The organism is Aquibaculum arenosum, from assembly GCF_029222965.1.
Taxonomy (GTDB): Bacteria; Pseudomonadota; Alphaproteobacteria; order Kiloniellales; family DSM-21159; genus Aquibaculum; species Aquibaculum arenosum.
Window position 1 is genome coordinate 1 of record NZ_JARHUD010000002.1, and the last position, 17,387, is coordinate 17,387.

At 63.9% G+C, this 17,387-nt stretch carries 19 protein-coding genes and 2 pseudogenes; 20 read left to right on the forward strand and 1 reads right to left on the reverse strand.

Annotated elements, in window-relative coordinates:
• From P2G67_RS02895 to P2G67_RS02960, 14 genes and pseudogenes are all read left to right on the forward strand, one after another.
• A pseudogene (locus P2G67_RS02895) lies at window positions 1–121 on the forward strand (IS481 family transposase); the annotation flags it as partial.
• A 17-nt stretch (window positions 122–138) separates the two neighbouring features.
• Window positions 139–1,329: pseudogene (gene traG / locus P2G67_RS02900) on the forward strand (IncP-type conjugal transfer protein TraG); the annotation flags it as partial.
• Between the two features lie 10 nt (window positions 1,330–1,339).
• Window positions 1,340–1,801 (forward strand): ribbon-helix-helix domain-containing protein, encoded by a 462-nt coding sequence (locus P2G67_RS02905; protein ID WP_275819863.1) that lies wholly within the window; start codon window positions 1,340–1,342, stop codon window positions 1,799–1,801.
• Window positions 1,802–1,946: 145 nt separating this feature from the next.
• Window positions 1,947–2,927: a P-type conjugative transfer ATPase TrbB gene (gene trbB / locus P2G67_RS02910; protein WP_275819865.1), complete on the forward strand. Its 981-nt coding sequence runs from the start codon at window positions 1,947–1,949 to the stop codon at window positions 2,925–2,927.
• On the forward strand, window positions 2,924–3,256 hold the full coding sequence (locus P2G67_RS02915) for a TrbC/VirB2 family type IV secretion system protein (protein WP_275819867.1): 333 nt from the start codon (window positions 2,924–2,926) through the stop codon (window positions 3,254–3,256). Before trbB ends, P2G67_RS02915 begins: the two co-directional genes overlap by 4 nt.
• Window positions 3,256–3,537 carry a VirB3 family type IV secretion system protein gene (locus P2G67_RS02920; protein WP_275819869.1) on the forward strand — a complete coding sequence of 94 codons (282 nt, stop codon included), beginning with the start codon at window positions 3,256–3,258 and terminating at the stop codon, window positions 3,535–3,537. The genes P2G67_RS02915 and P2G67_RS02920 overlap by 1 nt, the downstream gene beginning before the upstream one ends.
• A gap of 9 nt (window positions 3,538–3,546) precedes the next feature.
• Window positions 3,547–6,042: a conjugal transfer protein TrbE gene (trbE, locus tag P2G67_RS02925; RefSeq protein ID WP_437124245.1), complete on the forward strand. Its 2,496-nt coding sequence runs from the start codon at window positions 3,547–3,549 to the stop codon at window positions 6,040–6,042.
• Entirely contained in the window at window positions 6,039–6,815 is a 777-nt protein-coding gene (gene trbJ / locus P2G67_RS02930; RefSeq protein WP_275819871.1) for a P-type conjugative transfer protein TrbJ, read from the forward strand. The genes trbE and trbJ overlap by 4 nt, the downstream gene beginning before the upstream one ends.
• Before the next feature lie 14 nt (window positions 6,816–6,829).
• On the forward strand, window positions 6,830–7,096 hold the full coding sequence (gene trbK-alt / locus P2G67_RS02935; protein ID WP_275819873.1) for a putative entry exclusion protein TrbK-alt: 267 nt from the start codon (window positions 6,830–6,832) through the stop codon (window positions 7,094–7,096).
• A 1-nt stretch (window position 7,097) separates the two neighbouring features.
• Window positions 7,098–8,459: a P-type conjugative transfer protein TrbL gene (gene trbL, locus P2G67_RS02940; protein WP_275819875.1), complete on the forward strand. Its 1,362-nt coding sequence runs from the start codon at window positions 7,098–7,100 to the stop codon at window positions 8,457–8,459.
• A complete protein-coding gene (gene trbF / locus P2G67_RS02945; protein WP_275819877.1) occupies window positions 8,456–9,145 on the forward strand; it encodes a conjugal transfer protein TrbF in 690 nt (229 codons plus the stop codon). The genes trbL and trbF overlap by 4 nt, the downstream gene beginning before the upstream one ends.
• A 175-nt stretch (window positions 9,146–9,320) precedes the next feature.
• Window positions 9,321–10,124 (forward strand): P-type conjugative transfer protein TrbG, encoded by an 804-nt coding sequence (gene trbG / locus P2G67_RS02950; RefSeq protein WP_322099628.1) that lies wholly within the window; start codon window positions 9,321–9,323, stop codon window positions 10,122–10,124.
• Entirely contained in the window at window positions 10,121–11,257 is a 1,137-nt protein-coding gene (locus tag P2G67_RS02955) for a TraB/TrbI/VirB10 family type IV secretion system protein (RefSeq protein ID WP_275819879.1), read from the forward strand. The genes trbG and P2G67_RS02955 overlap by 4 nt, the downstream gene beginning before the upstream one ends.
• Window positions 11,258–11,259: 2 nt before the next feature.
• Window positions 11,260–11,487, forward strand: coding sequence for a DUF2274 domain-containing protein (locus P2G67_RS02960; protein ID WP_275819881.1), 228 nt, complete (start codon window positions 11,260–11,262; stop codon window positions 11,485–11,487).
• A 147-nt stretch (window positions 11,488–11,634) separates the two neighbouring features.
• Here P2G67_RS02960 and P2G67_RS02965 read toward each other — a convergent pair whose 3' ends face one another.
• The gene (locus P2G67_RS02965; protein ID WP_275819883.1) at window positions 11,635–12,336 is read right to left on the reverse strand and encodes a TetR/AcrR family transcriptional regulator; all 702 of its coding nucleotides are present in this window, start codon (window positions 12,334–12,336) and stop codon (window positions 11,635–11,637) included.
• Here P2G67_RS02965 and P2G67_RS02970 point away from each other — a divergent pair.
• The 6 genes from P2G67_RS02970 to P2G67_RS02995 all read left to right on the forward strand — a co-directional run bounded on the left by P2G67_RS02970 (window position 12,324) and on the right by P2G67_RS02995 (window position 16,764).
• Window positions 12,324–12,770 (forward strand): nuclear transport factor 2 family protein, encoded by a 447-nt coding sequence (locus P2G67_RS02970; RefSeq protein ID WP_275819885.1) that lies wholly within the window; start codon window positions 12,324–12,326, stop codon window positions 12,768–12,770. The two genes, P2G67_RS02965 and P2G67_RS02970, sit on opposite strands and share 13 nt — an antisense overlap.
• Complete coding sequence (locus P2G67_RS02975; RefSeq protein WP_275819887.1) at window positions 12,763–13,608, forward strand: ergot alkaloid biosynthesis protein; 846 nt, start codon at window positions 12,763–12,765, stop codon at window positions 13,606–13,608. The genes P2G67_RS02970 and P2G67_RS02975 overlap by 8 nt, the downstream gene beginning before the upstream one ends.
• Window positions 13,609–13,971: 363 nt before the next feature.
• A complete protein-coding gene (locus P2G67_RS02980) occupies window positions 13,972–14,289 on the forward strand; it encodes a hypothetical protein (RefSeq protein WP_275819889.1) in 318 nt (105 codons plus the stop codon).
• On the forward strand, window positions 14,286–14,639 hold the full coding sequence (locus P2G67_RS02985; RefSeq protein ID WP_275819891.1) for a toxin-antitoxin system TumE family protein: 354 nt from the start codon (window positions 14,286–14,288) through the stop codon (window positions 14,637–14,639). Before P2G67_RS02980 ends, P2G67_RS02985 begins: the two co-directional genes overlap by 4 nt.
• Window positions 14,636–15,034, forward strand: coding sequence for an HVO_A0114 family putative DNA-binding protein (locus tag P2G67_RS02990; protein ID WP_275819893.1), 399 nt, complete (start codon window positions 14,636–14,638; stop codon window positions 15,032–15,034). Before P2G67_RS02985 ends, P2G67_RS02990 begins: the two co-directional genes overlap by 4 nt.
• Complete coding sequence (locus P2G67_RS02995; protein WP_275819895.1) at window positions 15,031–16,764, forward strand: recombinase family protein; 1,734 nt, start codon at window positions 15,031–15,033, stop codon at window positions 16,762–16,764. The genes P2G67_RS02990 and P2G67_RS02995 overlap by 4 nt, the downstream gene beginning before the upstream one ends.
• Window positions 16,765–17,387: the final 623 nt, after the last annotated feature.

Consider the following 17,387-nt stretch of genomic DNA (forward strand, 5'->3'; position numbering starts at 1 on the left):
GCAGGCCGATCTCGATGCCTGGCTCCTCCACTACAACACCGAAAGACCCCATCTCGGCTACCGCAACATGGGGAGACGCCCCATCGAAACCGTCATGTCATTCGTTAGTCAAGAAGGTTAAGTAGACACGCGGAAGCCGACAAGACCTTGGCTGGCGTCGCCAACTTCCTGTCCGATCCGCGCCGCCCAGTCGAAACGACCTTACGCGCGATGATGGACACGCCGCACCTGGGCGAAGCCGGCGTTCATCCAGTCATCGCATCCTCGGCGCGCGAACTGCTGAACAAAAGTGAGAACGAACGGTCGGGCGTGTTGAGCACGGCCATGTCGTTTCTCGGTCTCTACCGCGATCCGGTCGTGGCGCGGGTGACGGCGCGTTGCGATTGGCGCATCGCTGATCTTGTCGGAAGCAAGAAGCCGGTCAGCCTCTACCTTGTCGTGCCACCGTCCGACATCAACCGCACCAAGCCGCTCATTCGCCTGATCCTCAACCAGATCGGGCGCAGGCTCACCGAGGAACTGAACACGTCCGGCAAGCGTCATCGCCTGCTGCTGATGCTCGACGAGTTTCCGGCACTCGGCCGTCTCGATTTCTTTGAATCCGCGCTCGCCTTCATGGCTGGTTACGGCCTCAAGTCCTTCCTGATCGCGCAGAGCCTCAATCAGATCGAGCGCGCCTATGGGCCGAACAATTCGATCCTCGATAACTGCCATGTCCGCGTCGCCTTCGCCACAAACGACGAGCGCACGGCCAAGCGCGTGTCGGACTCCCTCGGCACGGCGACGGAGTTACGCGATTCCACCAACTATGCCGGGCATCGTCTCGCGCCATGGCTCGGCCACCTCATGGTCTCACGGCAGGAGACGGCGCGGCCATTGATGACGCCTGGCGAGATCATGCAGCTACCGCCTGCCGACGAGATCGTCATGGTCGCTGGCACCCCGCCGATCCGGGCGAAGAAGGCGCGGTATTTCGAGGATGGGCGGTTGCAGGAACGCATCCTGCCGCCGCCCCAGTTGCAATCCGCTCAAACGACCGAGACAGCATCCGACGACTGGTCGAGCCGCGTCGTCGCTACGAAAGAGAGGGCAATCGCCGTCGCGGGAAACGATGAAGAAGGCGATCCGGCCAATTCCGGTATCCGCCGCGAACCGGAATTGCCCGAGCATGAGGAAATCGTCGTGCCGCCGCCGTCGCCCGCGCAGGAGTTCGAGTTTCTGGACGACGAACCGGATGTTGACGCAGCCAAGGCCCGCGCCATGCGCCAGCGCATGAGGACGGTGGCGCGACAGGTTTCCATGAATCCCGATGACGGAATCGACCTTTGAGGACACGCCCATGGCAACCCGAACCCGCCTGAATCTCTATTTCGACCCCGCGCTCATGCCGCAGATCGAGTCGCTGGCGCTGCGCCGCAAGGTCTCGAAATCCGCCATCGTGGAGGCGGCGGTCATGTCCTACCTCTCCGGCGATTCCGCCGATCAGCTTGAAGCAGCCATGTCGCGCCGCCTGGACAAGCTCGGCCGCCAGATCGACACGCTTGATATGGACCTTGCCGTCCTCGGCGAGACGGTCGCACAGTTCATCCATTTTTGGCTGACTATCACGCCGCCGCTTTCGGGGGCCGCGCAATCCGCCGCCCGCGCAAAGGGTGCGGAACGGTTCGAGGGGTTCATGCAAACCCTCGGTCGGCGTCTGGCGACGGGCGACAGATTCCTCAAGGAGTTGTCGCGGGACATCGACTCGCTGCACGACGACATCCCATCAGATCAAACCGAGATCAACGGCGATCAGATTTGAACATTCAAGCCCATCCTATTTGCCGCCGGTCGCCGCCGATCACCGCCCGCACTTAGATACTTGTTGAACCGGCCCGATTTCGGCCTCTCTTAATCGACCCCGATCCGGGGATCGCCTGTCGCGCCCCATGAGAAACGGGGCCGACATGACCAGAAATCACCACAAACCAGAAGCGATCCAACGCGGTGCGCGCATGTTGCGCACCGCGCTCGGCCCCGCCATCGCCCGACTGCTCGAAGACCCGGCCGTGGTCGAGGTGATGTTGAACCCGGACGGTCGCCTTTGGGTGGACCGGCTGTCCGAGGGGCTGGCCGATACCGGCGAGCGCCTGTCCGCTGCCGATGGCGAACGCATCGTCCGCCTTGTCGCCCACCATGTCGGCGCGGAGGTGCATATGCGATCCCCCCGCGTTTCGGCCGAACTGCCGGAGACCGGGGAACGTTTCGAAGGACTGTTACCGCCAGTCGTCGCCGCACCGGCCTTCGCCATCCGCAAGCCCGCCGTCGCGGTGTTCACGCTCGACGACTATGTGACGGCAGGCATCATGTCCGCCGACCAGGCCGAGACTCTGTGCGCAGCCGTCGCATCCCGCGCCAACATCCTCGTCGCGGGCGGCACCTCCACCGGCAAAACGACCTTGACCAATGCGCTCCTGGCCGAAGTCGCCAAGAGCGCGGATCGCGTCGTCATCATTGAGGACACCCGCGAGTTGCAATGCGCCGCGCCCAACCTCGTCGCCATGCGGACGAAGGATGGCGTCGCCACGCTCTCCGATTTGGTGCAGTCCTCGTTACGTCTGCGCCCCGACCGCATCCCCATCGGCGAAGTGCGCGGCCCCGAAGCCCTCGACCTGCTCAAAGCCTGGGGAACGGGACACCCTGGCGGCATCGGCACCATCCATGCCGGTTCCGGCATCGGCGCGCTGCGCCGACTCGAACAGCTCATCCAGGAGGCCGTGGTTACGGTCCCGCGCGCGCTGATCGCCGAGACCATCAACGTCGTTGCCGTGCTTTCCGGGCGCGGTTCCGCGCGTCGATTGGCCGAACTCGCCCGCGTCGAAGGGCTGGGACCGGACGGCGACTACCGCATCACCCCCACCAAACCCAACACAGGAGAACCTTCATGATCCGCACCCTTTTGCGCGGCACTCGCAGCATGGCTACCGCCGCCTCCACCCTTGTCATCAGCCTCATGCTCGCACCGGCCGCCCAGGCCTCCGGCTCGTCGATGCCATGGGAAGCGCCGCTTCAGAGCATCCTTCAGTCGATCGAGGGGCCGGTCGCCAAGATCATCGCCGTCATCATCATTATCGTGACCGGCTTGACGCTGGCCTTCGGCGATACCGGCGGCGGTTTCCGCAAGCTGATCCAGATCGTCTTCGGCCTCTCCATCGCCTTCGCTGCGTCGAGCTTCTTCCTGTCGTTCTTCTCCTTCGGCGGCGGGGCGCTCGTTTGATGGCGGCCGTCCTCGAACAACTCGATGCGGTGCCGGGCTTCTCCGTCCCGGTCCACAGGGCGCTGACCGAACACATCCTGCTCGGCGGCGCTCCGCGCGCCATCGCCATCATGAACGGGACCCTGGCCGGAGCCGTGGGCCTCGGCCTGCGTCTCTGGCTGGTTGGCTTTGCGATCTGGGCCATCGGCCATTTCGCGGCCGTGTGGGCGGCGAAGCGCGACCCGCTCTTTGTCGAGGTCGGACGGCGGCATCTCCGCATCCCCGGCCACCTTTCGGTCTGATGGAGGCGCATGATGATGAACCTTGCCGAATATCGCCGCACCGCCGCCCGGCTCGCCGACTATCTACCCTGGGCCGCGCTCGTCGGCTCCGGCGTTGTGCTCAACAAGGACGGCTCATTCCAGCGCACCGCGAAGTTTCGCGGTCCCGATCTGGATTCCGCCGTTGCCGCCGAGCTGGTCGCCGTCGCCGGCCGCATCAACAACACAGTGCGCCGCCTCGGCTCCGGCTGGAGCATCTTCGTCGAAGCCGTTCGGCTTGCGGCTCCGCAATACCCGGAGAGCAAGTTCCCCGATGCTGCATCCGCGCTGGTCGATGCCGAGCGGAAGGCCCAATTCGAGGAAGAAGACGCTCACTTCGAGTCCCAGTACTACCTGACTTTCCTTTGGCTCCCGCCTGCCGATGAGGCCGCCCGAACTGAGGCATGGCTTTACGAGGGCCGGGAGAAAGCTGGCGTGGACCCGTGGGAGCTGCTGCGCGGCTTCATCGACCGCACCGACCGCGTGCTGGCCTTGCTCGACGGCTTCATGCCCGAGTGCCGTTGGATGGATGACGGCGCGACGCTGACCTATCTCCATTCCACCATATCGACCAACCGGCATCGCGTGCGCGTGCCGGAAGTGCCGATGCACCTCGACGCGCTGCTCGCCGACCAGCCGTTGACCGGCGGGCTGGAGCCGCGCCTTGGCGACCAGCACCTCCGCGTCCTGACCATCGTGGGATTCCCGACCGCGACGACGCCCGGCCTGCTCGACGAAATGAACCGGCTGCCGTTTCCGTATCGGTGGAGCACGCGGGCGATCCTGCTCGACAAGACCGATGCGACGCGGCTGCTGACCCGCATCCGCCGTCAGTGGTTCGCCAAGCGCAAGTCAATTGCCGCGATCCTCAAAGAAGTCATGACGAACGAGGCGTCCGCGCTGGTGGACACCGATGCGGCCAACAAGGCGCTCGATGCCGACATGGCGTTGCAGGAACTCGGCGCGGACGTGGCGGGCATGGCCTACGTCACCGCCACGGTGACGGTGTGGGATGCCGACCCGCGCATAGCCGACGAGAAGCTGCGCCTGGTCGAGAAGATCGTTCAGGGCCGCGACTTCACCGCCATGGCCGAGACGGTCAACGCGGTTGACGCATGGCTCGGCAGCCTGCCCGGACACGCCTACGCCAATGTCCGCCAGCCACCCATCAGCACTTTGAATCTCGCCCACATGATCCCGCTATCGGCGGTGTGGGCGGGGCCGGCACGGGACGAGCATTTCGGTGCGCCCCCTTTGCTCTTTGGAAAGACCGAAGGCTCAACCCCGTTCCGGCTAAGTCTCCATGTCGGCGACGTAGGCCACACCCTTGTCGTCGGCCCCACGGGCGCGGGCAAATCCGTGTTACTCGCCCTCATGGCGCTCCAGTTCCGGCGCTACGAGGCTAGCCAAGTCTTCGCCTTCGACTTCGGCGGCAGCATCCGCGCCGCCGCGCTCGCCATGGCCGGGGATTGGCACGATTTGGGCGGTGGCCTCACGGAAGGGGACGAGGCGTCCGTTTCGCTCCAGCCACTTGCCCGCATCCACGACACCTATGAACGCGCATGGGCGGCGGACTGGATCGCCGCCATCCTCATGCGCGAAGGCGTCGCCATCACGCCGGAGGTCAAGGAGTATCTTTGGACGGCGCTGACTTCGCTGGCCTCGGCCCCGGTCGAGGAACGCACGATCACGGGCCTCAGCGTTCTGCTGCAATCCAACGATCTGAAACAGGCGCTCCGGCCGTTCTGCGTCGGCGGTGCCTATGGCCGGCTGCTCGACGCCGAGGCGGAACACCTCGGCTCGGCGGATGTGCAGGCGTTCGAGATCGAGGGCCTTGTCGGGACCGGCGCAGCCCCGGCCGTGCTCGCCTATCTGTTCCATCGGATCGGCGACCGGCTCGACGGCCGACCCACGCTGCTCATCATAGATGAAGGCTGGCTTGCGCTCGACGACGAGGGGTTTGCCGGCCAGCTCCGCGAATGGCTGAAAACGCTGCGCAAGAAAAACGCCAGCGTCATCTTCGCCACGCAAAGCCTGTCCGACATTGATGGGAGCAACATCGCGCCCGCCATTATCGAGAGCTGCCCGACGCGGCTATTGCTGCCGAACGAGCGCGCCATCGAGCCGCAGATCACGGCCATCTATCGCCGCTTTGGCCTCAATGACCGGCAGATAGAAATCCTCGCACGGGCCACGCCCAAGCGGGATTATTACTGCCAAAGCCGCAGGGGCAATCGCCTGTTCGAGCTTGGCCTATCCGAAGTCGGCCTCGCGCTCTGCGCCGCATCCGCCAAATCCGACCAGACGCTTATTGCGCAGATCGTCACTGAGGCCGGCCGCGATGGCTTCCTCGCTGCTTGGCTGCGCGAGCGCGGCGTCGATTGGGCGGCCGAGCTGATCCCGAACCTCACCAATCTTGCCGACCGGCCGGAATCCGCCGCGCCGGATGTGCCGGATGGCCACCCCACACAGGAGATTCTTCCATGACCTATTCCAAGATCGCCGGGGCTTCGGCCCTCGCGCTGGCGCTCGCCGTGCCCGCCGCGTTGTCGCCCATGCTGGCAAGCCCGGCCCATGCGCAATTCGGCTTCGGCCGGATCGTCTATGACCCGACCAACTACGCGCAAAACCTGCTCACCGCCGCGCGCACGCTGGAGCAAATCAACAACCAGATTCAGAGCCTCCAGAATGAAGCGCAGATGCTCATCAATCAGGCCCGCAATCTGGCGAGCCTGCCGCATTCCTCGCTCCAGCAGATTCAGCAGAGCGTCCAGCGCACCCAGCAGCTTCTCGGGCAGGCGCAGAACATCGCCTTAGAGGTCGGCCAGATCGACCAAGCGTTCCAGAGCCAATACGGCAATGTCTCGCTTTCGGCGACCGACGCCCAGCTTGTCGCCGATGCGCGCAGCCGGTGGGAGAACACGGTCGGCGGCTTGCAGGACGCCATGCGCGTGCAGGCTGGCGTCGTCGGCAATATTGACACCAACCGCACCGAAATGTCCGCGCTGGTCGGCCAAAGTCAGGGTTCGACCGGCGCGCTGCAAGCTACGCAGGCCGGCAACCAGCTTCTTGCCCTCCAGTCGCAGCAGCTTTCCGACCTGATCGCGCTGATGGCGGCGAACGGCCGCGCCGACGCGCTGACCGAGGCGGAGCGCGCCACCGCCGCCGAGCAGGGCCGCATCCAGCGCCAGCGGTTCCTGACGCCCGGCAGCGGCTACCAGCCGGGTAACGCGCAGATGTTCAACAACGGCAACAACTGACCGGGAGACTCGTCATGGACGGCAAGATGCTGGCGCGGCTCGGGGCCGTGGTGTTCGTCGCCATCGCCGTAACGGCGGCCGCAATCGACATGGCACGGAAGGATGAACCTGCCGCGCCGCCGCCAGCGCTGGCCCTCCAGCCGCCGGCCGATCCGCTGAGCGAAAACCTGCGCCGTTGTCAGCAACTCGGCGAGGCGGCCGCAAGTGACACCGAATGCCTGCGCATCTGGGCTGAAAACCGCGACCGTTTCCTCGGTCGTGATCGCAGCGAGGCCCGCTGACATGGGCAACACGGGCGTCATCGACAACTTTCTCGGGGTTTTCACCTCATACATCGACAGCGGGTTCGGCCTGCTCGACGGCGAGGTCGCCTTCATTGCCACGACGCTGATCGTCATCGACGTGACGCTCGCCGCGCTCTTTTGGGCCTGGGGCACGGATGACGACATCATCGCCCGGCTGGTGAAGAAAACCCTTTTCGTCGGCGTCTTCGCCTACATCATTTCCAACTGGAACAACCTCGCTCGCATCGTCTTCGAGAGTTTCGCCGGTCTCGGCCTCATGGCGTCGGGCACAGGTTTTTCCGTTGCCGATCTCATGCGACCGGGCCGCGTGGCACAGACCGGCCTCGACGCCGGACGGCCGCTGCTCGATTCCATATCCGACCTGATGGGCTGGATCGCGTTTTTCGAGAATTTCATCCAGATCGCTTGCCTGTTGTTCGCCTGGGCGCTGGTGGTGCTCGCTTTCTTCATCCTCGCCATTCAGCTTTTCGTGACGCTGATCGAGTTCAAGCTGACCACGCTCGCCGGCTTCGTGCTGATCCCGTTCGGCCTGTTCGGCAAGACCGCCTTCATGGCCGAAAAAGTCCTGGGCAATGTCGTTTCGTCCGGCATCAAGGTTCTGGTGCTCGCGGTCATCATGGGCATCGGCTCGACGTTGTTCAGCCAGTTCACCGCAGGCTTCGGCGGCGCAACGCCGAGCATTGACGACGCCATGGCTATCGTGCTTGCAGCGCTGTCGCTGCTTGGCCTCGGCATTTTCGGTCCCGGCATCGCCAACGGCATCGTCTCGGGCGGGCCGCAACTCGGTGCGGGCGCAGCCGTGGGAACCGGCCTTGCGGTCGGTGGCGCAGCCGTTGCCGCTGGCGGCGCAACGATGCTGGCCGCGAAGGGTGGCGCTGCCGCACTGTCCGGTGGAGCAGCGACCGTCCGCGGCGGTACGACCGCCGCAGGGGCGGCTTCGGCCGCCTACAGCCTTGGCTCGCTCGGCCAGACCGGGGCGGCAGGCATTGCCTCCGGCATTGGCGGCGTCGCCCGCGCCGCAGGCTCCGCCGCCATCTCGCCCCTCAAACGCGCCGCCGCGCGCGCCAGCGAATCCGTCAAATCCAGCTTCTCCGAAGGTGCGAAGGCCGGATTTGGCGTGACGGGCGGCAGCTCCACCATGGGAACGGCCGGTGGCGCAGGCGCTGCCCCAGCCAGCGCGTCGTCGCCCCCGACCGGCAGTCCGCCCGCCTGGGCGCAGCGCATGCAGCGTTCGCAGGCGGTGAACCACGGCACCACCATGGCCGCACACGCCGTCCGTTCCGGTGACAGCCATGGCGGCGGCTCCTCCATCAATCTTTCCGAAAGTGACCGCTCATGAGCATCTTCAAACGACCCGCCGCCCATTACGGCAAAGGCCCACAGCCCGAGACGCCCTATCAGAAGGCCGCACAAGTCTGGGACGAGCGTATCGGCTCGGCCCGCGCTCAGGCGAGAAACTGGCGCTATATGGCCTTCGGTTGCCTGATCCTCTCGGCCGGCTTTGCGTCCGCGCTGGTCTGGCAGTCGGCGCGCGGGACCGTGGTGCCCTGGGTTGTTCAGGTGGACAATCTCGGTCAGGCGCAGACCGTGGCACCCGCCACAGCCGATTATCGCCCGACCGATCCGCAGATCGCGTTCCACCTTGGCCGCTTCATCGAGCAGGTCCGCGCGATCCCGGCCGACGCCATCATTGTCCGCCAGAACTGGCTCAGGGCTTACGAGTGGACGACCGACAGGGGCGCGGCGGCGCTCAACGACTATGCCCGTGCCAATGACCCGTTCACCAAGGTCGGCCGCGTGGCTGTAGCCGTCGAGGTTTCCAGCGTCATCCGGGCTTCGCCCGACAGCTTCCGCGTTGCCTGGACGGAAAGGCACTACGAGAACGGCCAGCTTGCCACGACCGAGCGATGGACCGCGATCCTCACCATCGCCATCCAGCCGCCGCGCGACGCCGAACGCCTGCGCGCCAATCCGTTGGGAATCTATGTCAACGCAATCTCATGGTCGCGGGAGATGAGCCAATGAGGACGATCACCCACGCCCCGGCCGTTGCGGCCGTGCTGTTTTCGGCGACCGTGCTCGCTGGCTGCGCGACCAACCGGACGCCGCAGTTCAGCTACGATGCCAGCGTGCCGCCGCTGCCCACGGTCCAGACGGTCACGACCGACGACACGCCCCGGCCGCTGCATACGCCGCCGGCATGGACCGTGGCGCGGGGTGGGCAAGCCGCTGCCGCGTCGAGAACGCCAATGCCGCCGCGCGCGTCGAGCCGCGCCGCGAAGGTTATTACAATGCCATACAGGTTTTCCCGTGGAGCGAAGGCGCGCTCTATCAGGTCTATGCCGCAGTCGGACAGATCACGACGATTGCACTGGAGCCGGGCGAGAGCCTGACCGGCGCGGGACCGATTGCGGCCGGCGACACCGCCCGGTGGATCATCGGCGACACCGAGAGCGGCAGCGGTGCAAACCGCCGCGTCCATATCCTCGTGAAGCCGTCGCGGGAGGACATTTCGACGAACCTCGTCGTCACCACAGATCGCCGGGTCTATCTGATCGAACTGCGTGCCCGTGAAACGCTCTACATGCCGGCCGTCGCATGGGCCTATCCCGCGCCGCCGGCAGGCCAGCGCCAGACCGTTCCGGCCGCGCCCATCATCCCGGCCGAGACTGCGCGTAACTATCGCTACGGCCTGACAGGCGACAGCCCGCCATGGCGACCCATCTCCGTCTTCGACGATGGCCGCCGCGTCTATGTCGTCTTCCCGGCCGGGATCGTGCAGGGCGAAATGCCGCCGATCTTCGTGCTCGGCTCCAATGGCGAGCCGCAGATCGTAAATAGCCGAGTCCACCAAAACGTCCTGATCGTGGACCGCCTGTTCGGCGCGGCCGATCTGCGCCTTGGCAGCGGCAACCGCCAGCAGGTCGTCAGGATCGTTCGCACCAACCCGACGCAGGCCGCAGCCGCGCAGCCCGCCAGCGCGACCGGAGACACCCCGTCATGACAGACAACTCCATCACCGATAGCGCCGCGCCCATGCGGCTGCGCGCGGAACCGCCGCGCGTCACCCGCCTGTCCCGCAAGATGCTGGCCGGCGTCGGCGCGGTCGCGCTTCTCGGCATCGGCGGCGCGCTGATCTACGCCCTCCAGACCCGCGATGCGGGACCGGGCGGCGGCGAACTCTATTCGACCGAGAATCGGTCCACGGCGGACGGCCTTGCCGGTCTGCCGCGCGATTACACCGGCCCGGTCCTGGGACCGGCATTGCCGGGCGACCTCGGCCGCCCCATTCTCGACGCGCAGAACCGGGGCCAGCCGGTTACGCCGCCCGTCATGACAACGCCCGCCGTCGATCCAGAGGAAGAACTCCGCCGCGCCGAAGAAGAAGCCGCCCGCTTGAGCAACGTGTTTTTCCAGTCCGGCCCGCGCGCTGGAGCAATGCCGGGAACGGCCATGCCCGGCCATGCCGGTCTCGGCCTCGGCGGACAGCCTGCGACGCAGGACCGGCACACGGCTTTCCTCAATGGACCCGTAGACCGGCAGACCGTCACGCCGGATCGCGTCATGCCGCCGGCCTCACCCTGGACGCTACAGGCCGGGGCCGTGATCCCGGCTGCACTCATCACCGGCATCCGTTCCGACCTTGCGGGCCAGGTCACAGCGCAAGTAACCGAAAACGTCTATGACAGCCCGACCGGCTCGCTGCTCCTGATCCCGCAGGGAACGCGCATCATCGGCCAATATGATGACGGCGTGACCTTCGGCCAGCGCCGCGTATTGCTGGTATGGAATCGCCTGATCCTGCCGGGCGGACGCTCCATCATACTTGAGCGCCTGCCGGGCGCGGACGCCAGCGGTTACGCCGGCCTTGAGGATGGCGTCGATTATCATTGGTGGGATCTGATGAAGGCCGCAGGGTTGTCCACGTTGCTTGCGGTTGGCACGGAGCTGGCGACCAGCGACGAGGATCGGCTGATCCGGGCTATCCGCGACGGTGCGCAGGGTACCGTCAATCAGGCGGGGCAACAGATCGTCCAGCGCCAGTTGCAGGTCGCCCCGACGCTCACCATCCGCCCCGGTTTCCCGGTCAGGATCATCGTCACCCGCGACCTTGTGTTCGAGCCGGCAGGAGGTTGACCATGACCAAGCTGAAACTCGGCCCGCTGGCCGACAACAAGCCCGTCAAGGTGACGGTGGAGTTACCAGCGCCACTTCACCGCGATTTGATCGCCTATAGCGAGGTGTTGGCCCGCGAGAGCGATCAACCCGTCGCCGATCCCATCAGGCTGATCGTGCCCATGCTGGAGCGGTTCATTGCAACGGATCGGGGGTTTGCAAAGGCGCGGCGGGGACTTCCTAAAAGCTAAGGCTGGTTGCTTGCGAACCACATCAAAACCGACACGGATATTATTCGTGAAATGAAGAGCGTCGCGATTTATGCCTGTAAGCGGATTCCCAACAGACAATTCCTATACTAATAATCAGATTAAAATAAAATTGAGATGGTAAATCTTTTAATCGCTGGTCGAGAGGGCAGTAGCTAGCGATTTCGCAATAAACGACAGTGACGCCCCTTCAAAGGAGCGCCGCTCGATGATCCAGGCCCAGTACAGGGGGCCGACTATCAAGGCGGATGCCAGCCTGAGGTCTGTCGAAGGGCTTATCTCACTGCGGGCTATTGCCCGGTCGATCAGCCCCTGCAACTGCAATCCCTTCAGCCCCAGAAGCTTGTCGCGAAGGGCATTGCCCAGAGCGCCGCCCCGGCTCATTTCGGCATAGAGTTCGGGCAGGAGGCGACGCGCCAGCGGGCGGCGGAACAGATGCGCCGCGCCGGTGAGATAGGCCAGCAGATCGTCTTGTAGGTTACCCCTATCGGGAGCGGCGATGATGGGGAATTCGATCGACGCCACAAGGTCGAGCATCATGGCCTCGCGTCCGCTCCAGCGTCGATACAAGGCGGCTTTCCCCACTCCCGCGCGCCGGGCAACCTGCTCCATCGAAAGGGCCTGATATCCGGTTCTTGCCAATTCTAGGATCACCGCGCGCCAGATTGCACGCGTCGTTCGCGGATGAAGTGCGTCCTGTGTGCTGATGCGCCGTCTTGATTCCATGCGGGACAAATTACGCGCGAAACGGTTGCGTTCCAAGTCAAAGGTTGTTATAAAAACGATACGGAACCGTTCCGTATCGAATGGAGGCTGCAGTGACACTATCATGGAATGAGGACCCCATCGTTCGTCGTCTTTTCGAGGCATTGGACGCACTACGACAGGGGCGGACTGAAGCATGGTCCGAAATGTTTTCCGCCAGAGGCAAGATGGAATTTCCATACGCCCCTCAGGGCTATCCGAGTGTCGTAGAGGGAAAGGCGGCCATTGCCGATTACATCCGCAGCTATCCTGATAATATCAAGCTACGCGAAATTACCGTCGACAATGTGCTGCGCGCGGGCGAAACGCGGATCATCGAGTTTCATGTCGCCTCGACGGCGGTGACCACCGACAGGGATTTCGTCATGCATTATGTCTCTATCATCGAAGTCGCGAATGACCTGATTGAGACCTATCGTGACTACTGGAACCCTCTCGTTGCGCTTGAAGCCATGGGAGGGGTCGATACCATGAACAGGATGGGCCAGGTCGATGAATAAGCCCTTGATTCTCATCACCGGCGCGACCGGCAAAACAGGCGCGGCCATCGCGGGCCGCCTTCGCTCCAGCGGCGCGCGGCTGCGTCTGGCGAGCCGGTCCGGGACTGCACCGGCCGGCACCCAGTCGGTACAATTCGATTGGAGCGACCCCAAAACATTCGAGGAAGCGTTGGTGGATGTGGAACGTATCTATATCCTCGCGCCCGTGGGGCACAATTCGCCGATCGACCTTGTCGCCCCTTTCATCGACAAGGCCCTTGCGATGGACGCAAAGCGCTTTGTTCTGCTGTCCTCCACCCAACTTCAGGAAGGTGGCCCCGCCATGGGCCAGATCCACGCCTACTTGCGAAAGGTCGCACCGGAATGGGCCGTTTTGCGCCCATCCTGGTTCATGCAGAACTTCATCAACGAACCGCACCTTTCGTCGATCAACAACGAAAACGCAATCTACTCGGCCACTGGGGATGGGCGGGTTCCGTTCGTATCTGTCGATGACATCGCCGGGGTCGGCGCGCACATATTGCTGCAGGCAGACGCGCCCGAGCATGATCTTCCGATTACCGGGCCCGAATTGTTGAGCTATGATGATGTTGCTTCGCAGATCAGCCGTGCAGCCGGAAGAATCGTGCGACATGTCCGGTTGACGGTGGAAGAGCTGGCAGAGCGACATCAACGATTTGGACTGCCGGCCGATTATGCGCAGACACTTGCCGGCCTTGATGCCATCATTGCTGCAAGGCGGGAAGAAAAGTTGTCCGGCGTGGTCGAGGCCAACACCGGACGCCCGGGCGTTTCCTTCGCTAGCTTTGCGGAAGAGCACGCGGCGATCTGGCGCTGAGAAACACGCGAAACTGTTTCTGGCCCTAAAGCCACCTAGACAGTGCCAGTGTAGTTATCGCGGAAATCCTAAGATTTGCGACAAAACCACTGGCACTGATATTTCAGGGAATATCTTCTCGCAAAGTCAGGTACAAAAGTCGGCCCTTTGAGATCGACTTTTCTGACATCGAATAGCCGCTTCATCCTCTACCAGCCTGAAAGCGGACAGTATCCTCCTCCACTTGCCGTAATCCCGATCCGCAGGGTGCCGCCAGCGCATCAACGCAAATGCGGCACGCTACAGGCTGCCGACTGCCCTCCATGGTTCGCTTAATTCCGGGGTCTTTTGGCCCCGGAAACCACCAGAACCAAGGAGGATTCCATGTGCGCAGAGCGCCGCCGCGCCCGCAAGGGACGACCGCGACAGTCGATCCCCGAACCACTTCCCGATGATCTGTTCGATTACGCCGACGATCCCACGCCGGACGGCCGGGTACGAGCTGCCGACGCGCCCCTTCTTGGCCCGGACGGCCAGAGGATGCGCGTCACCGACGATTGGCCCGATGATGTTCCTGTCACCGAGGCCGAGATTGACGTGTTCGAGCGTTGGTTCGGCGATGTGTTCGACGAACTCTTGAACCCGAGAAAGCCGGATGACAGCTTGCATTTCCTATCACAAATTGATAGGAAAAAGATGTGAGCGCGGATCGTGATCCGAGCCTCGACACGCTTCTGGACCTCGACGGACAGATGCTCTTTGTCGATCCCGAAGGCGGCTATTGGGTGAAGTTTGTCGTCACCCGCGTTCCGGCCTCGCCGGAAAAACCGCACGGCCTCGATTATTCGCTCACGCTTCACGGGCCTTCGGGCGAACGGCTGGTCGGCTTCGATAACGCCCATCCGGTCGGCCGAGGCAGGAGGGGCGAGCCGATGGACCATAGGCATCGTCTCCAGACCGTGAAGCCCAACGCCTACGAGGATGCGGCCACGCTGTTGGCCGACTTCTGGCAGGCGGCAGACGCGGTTTTGAAGGAGCGAGGTGCCCTATGACCACATTGAAAGTCGGGATTGCCGACTACGAGGAAATGAAGGCCCGCACCATGCGGATCGCGCGTGGCGAGGAAAAGCCCGCTCCCGGCGATCCGAAGGTGTGGTTCACATCGACCGAATCCTTCGCCAAGGTGCTGTCGGCCGGCAACCGCGAACTGCTGCGCATCATCGCCGAGAAGGCCCCGGCATCACTGGAGGAACTGGCAGAAATCACCGGCCGGGCCGGCTCCAATCTGTCACGCACCCTGAAAACAATGGAAAGCTACGGCCTTGTGCGGCTTGAACCGGGGCATGGACGCAAGCTCGCGCCCAAGGTGGTGCATGACCGCGTGGAGCTGGCGTTGCCCCTGATCGACCGCCCCAAGGCGAAGAAATCTATGGGAGGCCGACCATGAACATTCACAGCCCAACCACTACCGCCCGCGCCGCCCTCTACCTACGCGTTTCGACTGCCCGGCAGGCCGAACATGACATTTCCATTCCCGACCAGAAGCGGCAGGGCGAAGCCTATTGCGAGCAACGCGGCTACCAGCTCGTTGAAACCTATGTCGAGCCGGGCGCAACCGCCACCAACGACAAGCGCCCCGAGTTCCAACGCATGATAGAGGCGGGAACGTCCAAGCCCGCCCCCTTTGATATTGTCGTGGTACATAGCTTCTCGCGTTTCTTCCGCGATCATTTCGAGATGGAGTTCTACGTCAGGAAACTTGCCAAGAATGGCGTCAAGCTCGTGTCCATTACGCAGGAGATGGGCGACGATCCCATGCACCAGATGATGCGGCAGATCATGGCACTGTTCGACGAATACCAGTCGAAGGAGAACGCCAAGCACGTCCTGCGCGCCATGAACGAGAACACCCGGCAAGGCTTCTGGAACGGCGCACGGCCACCCATCGGTTACCGCATCGTTGCGGCCGAGCAGCGGGGGGCGAAGATCAAGAAGAAGCTGGAGATCGATCCGCTGCACGCCGACACCGTGCGACTGATCTATCGGCTCTATCTCGAAGGTGACGGCACGTCCGGCGCAATGGGCGTCAAGGCTATTGCTACTTATCTCAATGAGCGTCGCTTCTTCACCCGCGACGGTGGTAAATGGGGCTTGGCTCAAATCCACGCCATCCTGACCCGCACCACCTATATCGGGGAACACAGGTTCAACACACGCTCGCACAAGGACCGGGAGAAGAAGCCGGAGAGCGAGGTCGCCATCATGGCTGTACCGCCCCTGATCGAGCGCGAGATATTCGATGCGGTTCAAGCGCGTTTGAAGTCGCGCGATCCTTTGGTGACGCCCGCGCGCGTCTCCAGTGGCCCCACGCTGCTCACAGGCATTTGCTTCTGCGCCAAATGCGGGGGAGCGATGACGTTGCGCACCGGCCAAGGCAGCACGGGAGCGACATACCGCTATTACACCTGCTCGACTAAGGCGCGGCAGGGCAAGACCGGCTGCAAGGGCCGCACGATCCCGATGCATAAGCTTGACCACCTTGTCGCCGATCATATCCGGGATCGGCTTCTCCAGCCCAAGCGACTGGAAACTGTCCTCGCCAGCGTCATCGACCGGCGACAGGAGCGCGCGGAGCGTCGCCGCGAGCATCTTGCCGAGCTTAACAGGCGAATCACGGAAACCGACCAGCGGCTTGGCCGTCTCTTTGACGCCATCGAAGCAGGCATGGTGGACAAGGATGACGCCATGGCGAAGGAGCGTATGACGAGCCTAAAGGCGTTGCGGGATCAGGCCGCCGCCGACGCCGAGCGCACTCAGCTTGCACTCGACAGTTCAGGCAATCAGGGCGTCAGCCCCGACATGCTCAAGGGGTTCGCCCGCAAGGCCCGCGAACGAATACGGCTCGACGATGGCGGCTACCGCCGCGACCATCTGCGCGCGCTGGCGCAGCGCGTCGAGGTTGCAGACGACGAGGTTCGCATCATGGGATCGAAGTCGGAATTGCTGCGAACGCTGGTCGCCGCTTCTAGCGTAGAAACGGCGGCATTCGGCGTTCAGAGTTCTGTACTGAAATGGCGCGCCCCTCCGCAGTCAAACCCGCCAGCTTGCTGCGCTCGCGGGCGTTGGGGCTCGGCTCCTCCCAGCAGCGAGTGCAAAAGCCGAAGCGGCCGGGAATGAACCAGAAGGGCCGCCCTTCCGGCGCCAGAAAGCCCTCTTCCGTGACGGTCACCGGTTGCGGAATGCGTTTCCTGCGATTGGCGCGTGAGCGCAGGATGCCGTTGCGCTCCTCGGTCCAGGTCTCCGGCAAGGTCTCCACGTCACCATCGAAGCGATAATCGTCGTCGCCCTCGGTCATGGGCGTGAGATAGCCGGCCTGGTCGATGGCATCCTCGTCTTCGAGCGGCGTCTCATCGATGCTGCGCGGCAGGAAGACCGTGCGGTCCTGCTGCAGCGTCTGGGTGACCACATGGTATTCCTGCCCGCACTCGCGGCAGAAGCGGGTGGGATAGAGACGCACGCCCGGCGCCTTGGGGTCCTCGAGCTGACCATCCAGCAACACACGCCGCGGCGGCGGTTTCAGCGTGGTGTAGACCTCCCCCGCACCGGAGATGAAGCGGTGCAGCTTGAAGGCCAGAAAGGCCTGCTCGCTCTCGCCACCACGCTGGTGCTCGGGCAGGCTGACCTGGGTGAGGAACCGGGCAAGCTCCTCGCTGCAGACCTCCACGTCCAGCTTGCTGGCGTCCGCGAGCTTCTGCGCCGCCTCGCCAAAGGGAATGGGCGGGCGCCGCGTCAAGATGAGC

Bases quoted from the DNA above. Each gene is read 5' to 3' on its own strand.
- trbL (WP_275819875.1), top strand. From the start codon at position 7,098: ATGGGCAACACGGGCGTCATCGACAACTTTCTCGGGGTTTTCACCTCA.
- trbJ (WP_275819871.1), top strand. From the start codon at position 6,039: ATGACCTATTCCAAGATCGCCGGGGCTTCGGCCCTCGCGCTGGCGCTC.
- trbG (WP_322099628.1), top strand. From the start codon at position 9,321: ATGGACCGTGGCGCGGGGTGGGCAAGCCGCTGCCGCGTCGAGAACGCC.
- P2G67_RS02990 (WP_275819893.1), top strand. From the start codon at position 14,636: ATGACCACATTGAAAGTCGGGATTGCCGACTACGAGGAAATGAAGGCC.
- P2G67_RS02955 (WP_275819879.1), top strand. From the start codon at position 10,121: ATGACAGACAACTCCATCACCGATAGCGCCGCGCCCATGCGGCTGCGC.
- P2G67_RS02915 (WP_275819867.1), top strand. From the start codon at position 2,924: ATGATCCGCACCCTTTTGCGCGGCACTCGCAGCATGGCTACCGCCGCC.
- P2G67_RS02960 (WP_275819881.1), top strand. From the start codon at position 11,260: ATGACCAAGCTGAAACTCGGCCCGCTGGCCGACAACAAGCCCGTCAAG.
- trbF (WP_275819877.1), top strand. From the start codon at position 8,456: ATGAGCATCTTCAAACGACCCGCCGCCCATTACGGCAAAGGCCCACAG.
- P2G67_RS02975 (WP_275819887.1), top strand. From the start codon at position 12,763: ATGAATAAGCCCTTGATTCTCATCACCGGCGCGACCGGCAAAACAGGC.
- P2G67_RS02965 (WP_275819883.1), bottom strand. From the start codon at position 12,336: ATGATAGTGTCACTGCAGCCTCCATTCGATACGGAACGGTTCCGTATC.
- trbK-alt (WP_275819873.1), top strand. From the start codon at position 6,830: ATGGACGGCAAGATGCTGGCGCGGCTCGGGGCCGTGGTGTTCGTCGCC.
- P2G67_RS02905 (WP_275819863.1), top strand. From the start codon at position 1,340: ATGGCAACCCGAACCCGCCTGAATCTCTATTTCGACCCCGCGCTCATG.
- trbB (WP_275819865.1), top strand. From the start codon at position 1,947: ATGACCAGAAATCACCACAAACCAGAAGCGATCCAACGCGGTGCGCGC.
- trbE (WP_437124245.1), top strand. From the start codon at position 3,547: ATGATGATGAACCTTGCCGAATATCGCCGCACCGCCGCCCGGCTCGCC.
- P2G67_RS02995 (WP_275819895.1), top strand. From the start codon at position 15,031: ATGAACATTCACAGCCCAACCACTACCGCCCGCGCCGCCCTCTACCTA.
- P2G67_RS02980 (WP_275819889.1), top strand. From the start codon at position 13,972: ATGTGCGCAGAGCGCCGCCGCGCCCGCAAGGGACGACCGCGACAGTCG.
- P2G67_RS02920 (WP_275819869.1), top strand. From the start codon at position 3,256: ATGGCGGCCGTCCTCGAACAACTCGATGCGGTGCCGGGCTTCTCCGTC.